The organism is Actinosynnema sp. NPDC091369 (assembly GCF_044757065.1).
Classification (GTDB): domain Bacteria; phylum Actinomycetota; class Actinomycetes; order Mycobacteriales; family Pseudonocardiaceae; genus Actinosynnema.
This window is the reverse complement of record NZ_JBIVUG010000001.1, coordinates 346,749-360,361: the sequence shown is the minus strand read 5'-3', so window position 1 is coordinate 360,361 and position 13,613 is coordinate 346,749. Positions and strand designations below refer to the sequence as shown.

Here is a 13,613-nt window from a genome sequence, read left to right as displayed (position 1 = left end):
CGCGGAAGGTACGTCTGTCGGACCGCATTACCTCTCCAAAGGGGAGCGGGAGCAGGGACGGGGAGGAACGGTCAGGCCGGGAACACCGGCGCGGTGGTCGGGACGGCCAACTCGACGTGGCCGAGCAGGCCGTCCACGGTCAGGCCCTCGCAGGTCGGCTCCAGCGAGGCGAACGCCTGCCCGGCGGACGTCCGGCACCGGTAGAGCGGTCGGGTCGGCACGCCGGCCGGCGCCTGCGTCCACGCCCAGCCGAGGCTGCCGCCGACGGTCTTGCCGTCGCACGTGGCGCTGGTCGAGACGAACTGGTCGTAGCCGTCGTGGCAGCTCATGAGCTGGTGCGTGCCGGTCCGGGCCACCAGCGACAGGAACCCGAGCGGGCCCTCCGACCGGTAGCCGGCCGGCGTGCCCTCCACGGTCACCGCGTGGTCGCCGGTGTCCCGGTTGAAGTTCCGGGTCAGCGCCGCGTGGGCGACCGTGTGGCCCAGGAGCCCCTCGACCTTCGCACCGGCGCAGTCGGACCGGCGGGACTCGAAGTGGTCGCCCGCGGCGGCGCACCGGTAGACCGGGATCGTCGCCACGTTCGACGGCGGGACGCGGTAGACCGTGCCGATGACGCCGAGCACGGTCTGGCCCTCGCAGTCGGCCAGCGGCGAGGTGAACACGTCGCCGCCGATCAGGCACGAGTACAGCGGGCGCGTGTTCGGGTGTGCCGGGTCGACCAGCGTGCCCAGCGTGCTCTGCAGGTGGTAGCCCTCCCGCAGCGCGTCGGTCGTGTTGCCCGTCGCCCGGTCGCCCGAGCCGTTGACCAGCACGCCGAGCTGGTTGGCCGCGGGCGTGGCGTACCCGCCGCGCCCGGCGATGACGGCCTCGGTCTGGACGCCGAACTCGGTGCGCACCTCGTCGATCGAGCCCTTGAAGAAGTTCCCGGGCACACCCGCGACCTTGCCCGCGCCGATGGTCAACCGGCTCAGGGTCTCCGGCAGGGCGACGCCGTCCCGGACGCCCGCGAGCTTGCCGTCGACGTAGAGCCGCAGCCTGCCGTTGGGTCGGTCGTACACGCCGGTCAGGTGCGTCCACGAGTTGGTCTTCGGCGGCTGGGCGGAGGCCGCCCACACCAGCGGGGCCCGCTCGGTGTCCTGCGTCGGTCCGCCGAACACCCAGCGGTCGGCCTCGGGTCGGTACTGGAGCACGAAACCGCTGACCGCGGCGCCGTCCTGGCCCACGACCGTGGCGACCTGGTCGCGTGCCTCCAGCCTGGCCCACGCGGAGACGGTGAAGCTGTCCCGCACGGACGCGCCCCACTCCTTCGTGGCGACGTAGGAGGCGCCGTCCAGCTTGAGCGCTCGACCGTTCACGCCCTCCACGAACGACACCGCGCCGGTGGCGGTGGTGGGGTTGTTGCGCTGGGAGGAGTCGCGCACGGTGTCGTCGTCGAACCGCCACTGGCCGGAGGACACCGCGGTCACGTCGCCCTGCACCAGCTTGAGCTCCCCGTCGCTCAACGCCCGGTCGAACACCCGCAGGTCGTCCACGCCGCGCGGGAAGAACCCGGCCGCGACGCCGTTGTCCTTCATCCGGCCGACGGTGAGCGGACCGGTGGACCGCACCGCCGACGGCACGCTCGACAGCGTGCCCGACGGGACGCCGTTGACGTGCAGCTTCAGGTGGCCCAGCCGGGCGTCGTAGCTCAACGCCACGTGCGTCCAGTTGCTCTTCGCGGCCGGTGCGGTCGACCGCACCACGTGCGTGGCCGCGTTGTCCACGTCGGCCTTCGCCAGCACACCGGTCCACCGGTCGCTCGCGGCGTCGTACCCGAGCCGGAACGTGCTGACCCGGTCGCCGTCCTGCGCCACCACGGTGCGGTAGCCGGTGCCGGGCGTGCCCTGGAGGTAGACCCACGCCGCGACGGTGAAGCTCTGCCCGGGGTCGGTGAGCAGCGCCGGGCCCGCCGTCTCGGCGTAGTCGTCGACGCCGTCGAGCCACGCGGCGTGACCCGTGCGGCCGGCGATCCAGCCGCCCCCGTTCCTCAGCGTGGCGGTCCGGCCGCCGACGCTGTCCGCGGCGGTGGTGCCGGTGTTCTCGTTGAACGTCCACCGCCCGGTGGGCGCGGGCATGGTCGCGGTCGGGTTCTCCGCCGGGTACGACCTGTGCAGCGTCGACACGCGGTCGTCGGTCAGCGGGCCCGTGTAGACGCGGACCTCGTCGACGCGGCCGACCCAGTGCTGGGCGTGGGCGCCGCCGACCTTGCCGCGGCCGATCACGAGCGCGCCCGTGGCGGGCCACGGCGTGTTCAACGTGCCGTCACCGATGCGGATGCCGTTGACGTAGATCCAGACCTTCTTGTGCTTGGCGTCGTACACGCCGGTGAGGTGCACCCACGTGTCGACCTCACTGGCGTCCGTGGTGACGGCCGCCTTGGTGACCACGGCGTCCACGGCGTCGCTCTCCGGCATCTCGAAGAACCACTTGCCCGCCCGGTGCGCGTCGTCGTTGATCACGTGGCCGAGGCGGAACTTGCTGGTGTTCTGCCCGTCCGCGCTGAGCGCGACCCACTCGCACGAGCTGACGTCCTCGGTGAACTCGCACGTCCGCCCGGCGGGCAGGTACACCCACGTCGAGACGGTGAAGCTCTCGTCGGTGCGCAGGTCGACGCCCTGCGTGGTGGCCGCGCCCGTGCCGTCGAACGCGAGCGCGTTGCCGAGCCGGCCGGGCGCGCGGGTCGCGCCACCGGTCAGCGCCGCCGTCCGGGACCCGACCGAGTCGGCCGTGGACGCGCCGGTCGGCTCGTCCAGCTGCCACTCGTGCACCAGGGTGAGGTCACGGCCGGCGAGCTGGCGGATCTCGTCCGCGAACAGCGGCCGGCTGTAGACCGACACGTCGTCGATCGCGCCGCTGTAGGGCTGGGCGGCGGTCCCGTTGACCAGCGTGCGGCCGATCCGCAGCCGGCCGACGGCCGGGTCCGGGCTCCACGCGCCGGTGTGCTGAGCGGATCCGGCGGACACTCCGTTGACGTACAACGACATCCGCCCGGTCAGCGAATCGTGGCTCGCCGCCAGGTGCGTCCACACGCCGACCTGGACCGGCCCGCCGTAGGCGTGGTCCCGGGTCGTGGTGGCCTGGTCGGCGCCGGACATGGTGAACGCCCACCGGCCGTCGTCGGTCGTGCGCAGGTCGAAGGTCCCGGCCGCCCGGCCTTCCAGCGACACCACCGACATGGCGCTGCCGACCCGGTCGACCTTCGCCCACGCGGTGACCGAGAAGCTGTGCGTGGTGTCGATCGTCCGGGGCGCGCTGACGTGGCCCGCGCCGGTGAGCCGGACCGCCTGGTCTCCGGGGTCCGGCAGGCTGGTCTGGCCCGGCGTCCACGTCACGTCGCCCTCCTCCTGCCCGTTGCGGGCGGGGAGGGAGGCTTCGAAGGTGTTGGCGTCGAGCTTCCACGTGCCGGCCGTGACGCCGTCCTGGGCGACGATGCCCTGGATCTCCTCGGGCGCGAGCACCCGGCTGTAGGCGCGCCAGTCGTCCAGGTCGCCGGTGAGCGGGTTGCCCGCGTGCGAGCGACCGAACACCAGGTCACCGGTGGCGTCCCACGGTGCGCCGAGGCCGACCGCCTCGCCGCTCTGGACGCCGTCGACGAACAGCCGGGCCGTGCGGTCGGAGGCGTCGAACACCGCGGTCAGGTGCGTCCAGTTGGTCCCGGCGACCGCCTTGGAGGTGGCGAGGGCGTTCCACGCCGTCGAGCCGTCCGACGCGCGGACGCCGAAGTGCCACCTGCCATCCCGGCGGAACACCTCGAACCCGCTGGACGCCGTGCCGTCCTGGGAGACCACGGTGTAGGTCGCGCCGGCGGGCACGGGGTCCCCGGCCTTGACCCAGCCGGCCACCGTGAAGTCGCGGTCGGTGCGCAGCACCGGGCCGTCGGTCCTGGCCTCGCCGGACCCGTCGAAGTGCAGCGCGGCGGGCTTGTCGCCGCTCTTCACCGCGATGTCGGCGGTGGTGGACGCGCCACCGGACCGCTCGACCCGCGCGCCGCCCGACACCTCGTTCACGGAGGGGTTGCGCTCGTCGAACCGCCAGTGGCCCAGCTGCACGTTGTCCTCGCGGACCGCGGCCCTGACCTCGGCGTCGCTCAGCGCCCGGTCGTAGAACTCGACCTCGTCCACCGCGCCGTGCCACGAGTTGCCGAACGCTCCCGCCGCCTTGGAGCGCCCGATCCGCAGCGGTCCGCTCGCGTGCCACGCCGTGTACCGGGTGACCGAGTCCCCCGGCTCGCCGTTGACGAACAGCTTGATCTTCCCCGCGGTGGCGTCGTACACGCCGGTGAGGTGGGTCCACACCCCGACCACGGCCGGTTCCTTCGACTTGACGAACGTGTAGCCCGCGGGCGGTGACGCGTCGCTCGTCGGCATCACGAACACCCAGCGCTTGCTGCTGTTCTCGTACTGGAGGCAGAAGCCGCAGATCACCGAGCCGTCCTGGCTGACCGCGGTCTGGTAGCCGCCGGTGTCGGCGTCCATCCGGACCCAGGCCGACACCGTGAAGCTCGCGGTGGTGTTCACCGCGTTGGGCGCGGTCACCTCGTGCGTGCCGTCGAAGCGCAAGGCCGAGCCGAGCGCGCCCGGCACGTAGGTCGGCTCGCCGTGCGCGGTGGCGTCGCGCCAGCCGAGGAACGCCGAGTCCTCGGTGTCACCGTCGAACGCGTACTGCGCCAGCGGGCCGGAGCTGCCGCGCACGTAGAAGTGGTAGACCCTGGCCGGGCCGGGGTTGCCCGCGCGGTCGACGCTGCGCACGTGCAGGTCCTGCGGGCCGTCGCCGGGCGGGGTCAGCGGGATCGCGGCCTGGGCGTTCAGGGCCAGCCGGTCCGGGTGGACCTTGAACGGGGCGGCGTCGTCCCAGCCGTAGGCGAAGTGGTCGACGTCGGCGTCCTTCGCGGTGAAGGTGAACGTGCCGGGCACGGTCGGGCCGCCGTGCCAGCGGTTGTCCTCCGGGTAGAGCGGGCTGACCACGTCCGGCTTGTTCGCGGGCGCGACCCTGTCCACCTTGAACGACGGTCCGTCGACCCAGTCGGGCGACTCCCAGTTGCCGTCGTTGGCCTTGACCCGCCACGACACGGTCTGGTCGTGCTTGCCGGTCACGTCGAGCGTCGAGGTGAACGGCGCGCCGGAGTTGTTGGACGCGCCGTTGTACGGGACCTTCGTGCCGCCGCTGGTGACCTCCCACATCGGGAACAGCGTGCTGTCGTCCGGGTCGCTGAGCCGCGCGCTCAACGTGACCTCCGGGCCGGCCAGGTACGTGACGCCCGCGCACCAGTGGCACGGCGTCATGTCGTGGTCCGTCCGCACCTCGTAGGCGTTGTTCGGCTGGTAGTTGTACTTGACCTGGAGCTTGGTGTGGTCCGGGTGGTACTTCCGCCAGGCGTTGTCCGTGCTCTCGCTGGCCGCGGTGAGGAAGAACGTCGACACGCCGCCCGCGTTGGTGCCGCCCGACGCCTTGTCGAACCCGACCTCCTGGAAGCCGGTGCAGCCGCTGTAGACCGACGGCACGGACACGTTCTGCAGGTGCCCGCCCGCCGGCTGGTTGTACCAGTTGGTGTCGGAGTAGATCGTGCCCGCGTCGTAGAGCGCCTGCGTCTCCGATGTGCCGCAGCCGGTCGGGCCGTAGACGACCGAGGTGATGAACTTCGAGCTCAGCACCTGCCGGCCGGCCAGGAAGCCGGTGTCGAACTGGAAGTAGCTGCGCACCACGAGGCCCTGCCCGTAAGCCTTGCCGGAACGGGCGGTGGTGATGCCGCTGAGCCACCAGGCGGTCTCGGCCTGCGAGTTCGCGCCGTTCCAGTGCGTGCCGCGGCGCATGGCGTCGGTGCCGTCGTCGTAGACCGACGTCCAGCTCTGCTTGTCCGGCGTGTGCCAGGACGGGTCGATGACCAGCGGGAACACCGCGTGCGGGTCGGCCAGCGCGGTCGCGTCCGGCACCAGCGCCAGCGAGTCCTCGGTGACCTCGACGCCGACGGGGGAGCGGCCCGCCAGCGGGCTGTCGGTCTCGCGCTGCGCCGAGTCCCACATCCACGAGCTCGCGGACTCGAAGATCGTCTCGCCGGAGGGGGCCGTGGCCGTGAGCCTGCCGTCGTCGTGGGCCTTGAGCAGGAGGTTCTTCGTGCGCAGGTCGAACCGGATGCGCCGGAGCGCCGGGTTCGCGGCGGCCTGCGGCGTCTTCACCACGATGTGCTGGGCGTAGCCGGTGACCGTGGTGGTGATCTTGAGGTCCACGTCGGGCAGCACGTCGGCGTAGGTGGCCGTGGCGCCGTCGAGGTGGGGCTCGGGCAGCGCGCCCGGCCAGGTGAGCGTGTACTCGTGGCCGTCGCGCGCCATCCGGACCAGCGGCGCGTCCGTCCCGCCGCGGGACAGGGCCAGCTCCGGCACGGTGCCCTTGGGCGTGATGCCGGCGTCGGAGCGCTCCAGCGCCGGGTCGGGCGCGACCCAGGCGTCGCCCTTGCGCACCCGCTGCGGGGTGACGTGCAGGTCGGCGGTGAACGTGCCGTCCGGCTGGGCGAACACGGTCCGCTTCTCGGTGCGCTGGTCGAGCGCCTCGACCGGCGTGCCCTGGCGCTGGGCGGCGCTCATGGCCAGGGCCGAGGTCGGCGCCTCGGCCAACGCGGGCGGCGGCGCGGACGGTGTGGCCGGCCGGTCGGCGGTGACCAGGACGGCCGCGCCCAGGGCGGCCGTGAGGACGAGGACGGTGGATCTCTTGCGCAGGCCGAAGCCCCGCGCCGCGGTGCGGCGGGTGAACACGACGAGCCCCCTCGGATTCGGCGCTCGTCCCCCGACGACGTGCGAACCGCAGATGTGCGGATGCAGCATGCATGGCCGGGGTGGATCTCAGGAAGGTCCGTAAGGGTGATGTGAGCAACCCTCTAATTAAGTTGTCGACAGGCCCCTGACCGGGTAAGTCGCTGTTCGGCGCGTCCGCCCGAGGGTTGTTGTCGATCACTCACTACGATCTGGCCGGTGCGCTTTGTGGCCGATCTCCACATCCACTCCAAGTACTCCCGGGCGTGCAGCCGCGACTGCGACCTCGAACACCTGACGTGGTGGGCCCGGCGCAAGGGGATCTCGCTGGTCGGCACCGGCGACTTCACCCACCCCGCCTGGTACGACCACCTGGGCGAGAACCTGGTCGAGGCCGCGCCCGGCCTGTTCCGGCTGCGCGACGACCTCGATCGCGACATCGACCGCAGGCTGCCGCCGTCGCTGGCCGCCGCGCCGGTGCGGTTCATGCTGTCGGTGGAGATCTCCACCATCTACAAGCGCGGTGACCGCACCCGCAAGGTGCACCACCTCGTCTACATGCCCGACCTGTCGTCGGCGGCGCGGTTCAACGCCCGGCTCGCCAAGATCGGCAACCTCGGCTCGGACGGGCGGCCGATCCTGGGGCTGGACTCGCGCGACCTGCTGGAGATCACGCTGGAGTGCGGCGGTTACCTGGTGCCCGCGCACGTCTGGACGCCGTGGTTCGCGGTGCTCGGGTCGAAGTCCGGGTTCGACGCGATCGACGACTGCTACGCCGACCTCGCGTCGCACATCTTCGCGGTGGAGACCGGGCTGTCGTCCGACCCGGACATGAACTGGCGGGTGTCGGGGCTGGACAAGTACCGGCTGGTCAGCAACTCGGACGCGCACTCGCCGCCGGTGCTGGGGCGTGAGGCGACCGTGTTCGACACGGAGCTGGACTACTACTCGGTGCGCAAGGCGTTGGAGACGGGCGAGGGGTTCGCCGGGTCGCTGGAGTTCTTCCCCGAGGAGGGCAAGTACCACGTCGACGGCCACCGCAAGTGCGGTGTGCGGATGGAGCCGCGGGAGACGTTGGCGCACAACGGGATCTGCCCCGAGTGCGGCAAGCCGTTGACGGTCGGGGTGCTCAGCCGGGTGGAGGAGCTGGCCGACCGGCCGCACGGCGCGCGGCCACCCGGCGCGGCCGGGTTCACCAGCCTGGTGCCGCTGCCCGAGGTGATGAGCGAGATCGTCGGCACCGGGCCCAAGAGCAAGAAGGTGCTGGCGGAGATCGACAAGCTGACCGCCGCGCTCGGGCCGGAGCTGGTGATCCTCCAGGACGTGCCGGTGGACGACATCGCCGCGCACTCGCCGTTGCTGGCGGAGGCGGTGACGCGGTTGCGCCGCGGCGAGGTGGTGCGCGACTCCGGGTACGACGGCGAGTACGGCGTGATCCGGGTGTTCGAGCCGGGTGAGCTGGAGCGCCGGCGCTCGGCGTTCGCGCTGTTCGACTACGACGCCCCGACACCGTCCACTGTGGAACGTCCTCGGCCCGCGCCTGCTCCCGCTGCCGCTGCCGCCGTTCTCGCACCTGTCGCGGTCGGAACGTCCTTGTTGGACGGTCTGGACCCGGAGCAACGTGCGGCGGCGGAGGTGGACGGCGGGCCGTTGCTGGTCGTCGCCGGGCCGGGGACGGGCAAGACGCGGACGTTGACCCACCGGATCGCGGACCTCGTGACCTCACGGGGCGTGCCGGCCTCGCAGTGCCTGGCGATCACGTTCACCCGGCGCGCGGCGGAGGAGATGGCCGAACGGCTGGCCGCGCTGGCGCCGGACGCGGTCGGTGAGCTGACGATCGCGACGTTCCACTCGCTCGGTGTGCTGATCCTGCGCGAGCACGGCGGGGCGTTCGGGTTGTCGGCGTCGTTCGGGGTGGCGGACCCGGAGCGGCAGCTGGCGGTGGCGTCGTCCGTGGTGGCGGACGAGAAGGAGGCGCGGGCGCTGATCGCCGCCGGGGACGCGCGGTACAAGAAGGCGTTGCGGGCGCAGGACCTGGTGGACTTCGACGACCTGATCACGTTGCCGCTGGCGTTGCTGGAGGAGTCGGCCGAGCTGGTCGACGCCTACCGCGCGCGGTGGCGTTGGGTGTCGGTGGACGAGTACCAGGACGTGGACGAGCAGCAGTACCGGCTGCTGCGGCTGCTCGTGCCGCCGGACGGCAACCTGACCGCGATCGGCGACCCGGACCAGGCGATCTACCGGTTCCGCGGTGCCGACGTCGGGTTCTTCCTGCGGTTCCGGGAGGACTTCCCCGGTGCCCGGACCGTGCGGCTGACCCGCAACTACCGGTCGTCGACGGCGGTGGTGACGGGCGCGCTGGAGGTGATCGCGCCGTCGTCGCTGGTGCCGGGGCGGGAGCTGCGGCCGATGGTGGACCACGGTGACGCGCCGATCGGCGTGCACCACGCGCCGTCGGAGGCGGCCGAGGCGGTGTTCGTGGCGCGGACGATCGAGCAGGTGCTCGGCGGGGCGTCGTTCCACGCGTTCGACAGCGGTCGGGTGGTGGGTGACGGGACGCAGGGCCTGGGCTTCTCCGACTTCGCCGTGCTGTACCGGACGGACCGGCAGTCGCGGGCGCTGGTGGACGCGCTGACCCGGTCCGGGCTGCCGTTCCAGAAGCGGTCGCACGACCGGTTGGCCGACCGTCCCGGCGTGGCGCGGATCGCCCACGACGTGCGGTTCGCCGCCGGGGAGACGGTGCTGGAGCGCGTGCGTGCCGTGGCGGGCGACGAGCACACCGCTCATGAGCTGCTGAAACCGCTGGCCGCGTCGTGCGGCACGGACTTCGAGCGCTTCCACGCGGCCCTCGCGCTGGGCGTGGAGGTCGACACGTGGGACCCGCGCGCGGACCGGATCTCGCTGCTCACGCTGCACGCGTCGAAGGGCTTGGAGTTCCCGGTGGTGTTCATCGTCGGCTGCGAGGACGGCGTGCTGCCGCTGCGGTGGCCGGGGGAGGACGACGCGGACGCGGTGGACGAGGAGCGCCGGCTGCTGTTCGTGGGGATGACGCGGGCGCAGCGCCACCTGTTCCTGAGCCACACCACCGGCCGGCCGCGCTCCCCGTTCCTGGCGGCGCTGAAGTCCTACGAGCAGTTCGGCGACCCCCGACCGCGGCGCAAGCGCAAGGGCACGCAGCTCAGCCTGCTCTGACGGTGGGCCGCACCCTCGCGGCCGACGTTCGGACCTGCCTTTCGCGCTGGTGAAAGCGTTGGGAAAGCGACCTTGGTTTCCTGTTCCCGGGGCGCCGCTTCCGGGGGGCCCGAAGTGCCTCGCACAGCGCCACTTCAGGAGGGAACCATGCAGCAGAACGGGAAGTTCAACGGGTGGGGACGGCGTGTGGTCCGCGCCGCGGTCACCATCGCCGCAGCGGTCGTGCTGACGGCCGTCGGCGCGAGCGCCGGCGCCGCGGGCGCGGCACCGGCCGCGGACGGTGCTCGCGCGTCGTTCGGGGGCAAGACCATCAACCTGGCCGTCACCTGGGACAAGGCGCAGACCTGCGTGGTGTCGACGGAGGACGTGCGCTGCTTCGCCGACGCCGCCACCGCCGACGCGGCCATCGGGAACGAGGAGATGCAGGCGGCGGCCATCCCCGCGTGCGCGGACGGGTGGCTGTGCCTGTACCAGTACAAGGACGGCGGGGGTAAGCGCCTGATCTTCCAGGACGAGGACTGGCAGAACCTGGACGACTACGGCTTCGACAACAAGACCTCGTCCTACCGGAACAGGCAGAGCGACGGCGGCGGCAAGCTCGCGCACCTGGAGGACGGCGAGGGCGACCTGTACACCCTCTCGTCCGGGGCGTACGTCTCCGACATGGGCGACTACGACAACCGGGCCAGCTCGGTCCACCCCTGATCCGGTCTTCGCGGTAGGGGGCGGTTGATCGACGAGGGGCGGGGGAGATCCGGGGTACCGGGTCTTCCCCGCCCTGTGGTGCGCCCAAGATCGGGAGTGGACTAGACCATAACGTGGCGTTATGACTGGTTTGGCATATCCGGTGGGGGGTTTCGCCGGCTAGCGTCCTGCTCACGGCCCCGCATCCCGTGTCACCACCCCTGCAAGGAGACAAGCGGATGACTCGACGTAGCGTCGCCGCGGTCGCCGTGGCGGTCCTGAGCGCTGCCGGTCTGGCAGCCGCGCTGGCCACCACGGCTACCGCCGGTCCACCACCGCCACAGCTCGCCGCGGACGGCGGCATGGTCGCCGCCCTGGCGCGCGACCTCCACCTGACCCCCGACCAGGCTCGCGCCCGCCTCCACCGCGAAGCGGACGCGGCCCGGACCGAGGGCACGCTCAAGGCCCGCCTCGGTCCCGCGTTCGCCGGCGCCTGGCTGAACGAGGACGCCACCGAGCTCGTCGTCGGCGTCACGACCGCGGCGCAGATCCAGGCCGTCGAAGCGGCGGGCGCGCGGCCGGAGGTGGTCCAGCGCTCCCTCGCCCAGCTCGACGCCCTCAAGGTGAAGCTCGACCGCAACGCCCGCAGCGCGCCGAAGACCGTCCCGGGCTGGTACGTCGACGCGCCCACGAACACCGTCGTCGTCCTCGCCCGCGACGTCACGGCGGCGCAAGCGTTTGCGCGGGCCAGCGGCCTGGCCGACGCGGACGTCCGGGTCGAGCCGTCCACCGAGGAGCCGCGCCCGCTGATCGACGTGATCGGCGGCAACGCCTACTACATCGGCAGCGGCTCGCGGTGCTCGGTCGGGTTCGCGGTCGAGGGCGGGTTCGTCACCGCCGGGCACTGCGGCAGCACGGGTGCGACCACCACCCAGCCCAACGGCACGTTCGCCGGGTCCAGCTTCCCCGGCAACGACTACGCCTGGGTCCGCACGGCCGCCGGCAACACCGGCCGCGCCCTGGTCAACCGCTACCCCGGCACGGTCCCGGTGGCGGGGTCGACCGAGGCCCCGGTGGGCGCCTCGGTGTGCCGCTCCGGCTCCACCACGGGCTGGCGCTGCGGCACCATCCAGCAGAAGAACACCTCCGTGACCTACCCCGAAGGCACGATCACCGGTCTGACCCGCACGAACGCCTGCGCCGAACCCGGCGACTCCGGCGGCTCGTGGCTGACCGGCGACCAGGCGCAGGGCGTCACCTCCGGTGGCTCCGGGAACTGCACGTCCGGCGGGACGATCTACTTCCAGCCGGTCAACGAGATCCTCCAGGTCTACGGCCTCCGGTTGCTCGTCGGTGGCGGCGGTCCCACCAGCACCACCTCGCCGACCACGACCACCACCAACCCGGGCCAGACCACCTGGCAGCCAGGCGTCGCGTACGCGACCGGCTCCCTCGTGACGTACGACGGCGTCGGGTACAGGTGCTTGCAGGGGCACACGTCCCAACCAGGCTGGGATCCGCCGGCGGTGCCCGCCTTGTGGGAGCGCGTGTGAGCTAGCGGCGAGCGCACGCGCCGGGGCCCGGTTCGCGGACACGCGGCGAGCCGGGCCCCATCTCGCGTCACAGGTCCGCGCCCCCGGTCGCGTCGATCCACGCCCCGGTCACCCACCGCGCGGCGTCCGACGCCACGAACGACACCACGTCGGCGATGTCCCCGGCCTGACCGATCCGGCCCAGCGCCGAGCGGGCCGCCATCGCCGCCTCCGCCTGGGCGTTCCCGCGCAGCCACGACGCGTTCCGGTCGGTGTCGACCACGCCGGGCGCGACCGTGTTCACGGTGATCCCGCGCGGTCCGACGTGCTGCGCCAACGTGCGCGTGAACGTGTCCAGCGCGCCCTTCGTCATGGAGTACGCGATGCCGACGGGCATGGCGATGCGCGTCGCCCCGGACGAGATGTTCACGATCCGCCCGCCGTCCCGCAGCAGCGGGAGCGCGCGCTGGACCAGGAAGAACGGCGCTCGCACGTTCACCGCGAACACCTCGTCGAACGCCTCGGGCGTCACGTCCTCGATCGCCGCGGGCAGTCCGATCGCGGCGTTGTTCACCAGCACGTCCAGCGGCGGCAGGGCCGCCACCAGCTCGTCCAGCTCCGACGGCAGCGACGCCCGCACCGCGAACGCCCCGTCGCCGGCCTGCTCCACCACGGCGGCGGCCGCGTCGGCGTCCCGCGCGTGGTGCACGACCACCCGCATCCCGTCCGCCGCCAGTCGCAGCGCGATCGCCCGCCCGATCCCCCGACTCGCCCCGGTCACCAAAGCCGTCTTCACCTGCGCTCCAATCTGTAACAACCACTACAGAAAGCGAACTGTAGCGGACGTTATAAAATGAGTGCCGTGGTGGGGCGCAAACGCGGGTTCGACCGCGACGACGTGCTGGACCGGACCGCCCTCGCGTTCTGGCGCGACGGCTACCAGGCGACCTCCGTCGCCGACCTCACCGCGGCCACCGGCGTCAACCCGCCCAGCCTCTACGCCGCGTTCGGCGACAAGCACGCCCTCTTCACCGAAGCCGTGCGGCGGTACCAGCAGACCTACGGCGCGTTCACCGCACGAGCCCTCGAAGAGGAGCCCACCGCGCGCCAGGCCGTCGAACGGGTCCTCACCGAAGCCGCGGTCGAGTACACGACCCCCGGCCGGCCCAAGGGCTGCCTGGTGCTCACCGCCCCCGAGCTGCACGCCCTGCGCGAGCAGGCCAGGGGGGCGTTCGAGGCGAAGATCCGGCACGACGTCGAGACCGGCGCGCTCCCCGCCGGCACCGACGCGCACCGGCTGGCCCTGTTCGTCGCGACCGTGGTGCGGGGCATGTCGTCGCTGGCCAGGGACGGCGCCACGCGGGCTGATCTGCACGATGTCGCCCGGACGGCGCTGGCGGTGTGGCCCGCACCCGTACCCTGA

At 72.4% G+C, this 13,613-nt stretch carries 6 protein-coding genes; 4 read left to right on the top strand and 2 right to left on the bottom strand.

The genetic code is table 11. From position 1 onward, the window contains the following. Positions 1-71 precede the first annotated feature (71 nt). Positions 72-6,785, bottom strand: a complete 6,714-nt coding sequence (locus ACIQMJ_RS01685; RefSeq protein WP_499759092.1) for a laminin G domain-containing protein — start codon at positions 6,783-6,785, stop codon at positions 72-74. A gap of 216 nt (positions 6,786-7,001) precedes the next feature. Here ACIQMJ_RS01685 and ACIQMJ_RS01680 point away from each other — a divergent pair, with 216 nt between their 5' ends. From ACIQMJ_RS01680 to ACIQMJ_RS01670, 3 genes are all read left to right on the top strand, one after another. Continuing rightward, a complete protein-coding gene (locus ACIQMJ_RS01680) occupies positions 7,002-9,974 on the top strand; it encodes a UvrD-helicase domain-containing protein (protein ID WP_499759091.1) in 2,973 nt (990 codons plus the stop codon). Between the two features lie 147 nt (positions 9,975-10,121). Continuing rightward, positions 10,122-10,679 (top strand): peptidase inhibitor family I36 protein, encoded by a 558-nt coding sequence (locus tag ACIQMJ_RS01675; RefSeq protein WP_499759090.1) that lies wholly within the window; start codon positions 10,122-10,124, stop codon positions 10,677-10,679. A gap of 218 nt (positions 10,680-10,897) precedes the next feature. Further along, on the top strand, positions 10,898-12,211 hold the full coding sequence (locus tag ACIQMJ_RS01670; RefSeq protein ID WP_499759089.1) for an alpha-lytic protease prodomain-containing protein: 1,314 nt from the start codon (positions 10,898-10,900) through the stop codon (positions 12,209-12,211). A 67-nt stretch (positions 12,212-12,278) separates the two neighbouring features. Here the strand turns inward: ACIQMJ_RS01670 and ACIQMJ_RS01665 are convergent, their stop codons facing one another. Continuing rightward, positions 12,279-12,986: an SDR family NAD(P)-dependent oxidoreductase gene (locus ACIQMJ_RS01665; protein ID WP_499759088.1), complete on the bottom strand. Its 708-nt coding sequence runs from the start codon at positions 12,984-12,986 to the stop codon at positions 12,279-12,281. A 57-nt stretch (positions 12,987-13,043) separates the two neighbouring features. On the opposite strand from ACIQMJ_RS01665, the gene ACIQMJ_RS01660 reads away from it, so the two are divergent. Further along, complete coding sequence (locus ACIQMJ_RS01660; RefSeq protein ID WP_499759087.1) at positions 13,044-13,613, top strand: TetR/AcrR family transcriptional regulator; 570 nt, start codon at positions 13,044-13,046, stop codon at positions 13,611-13,613.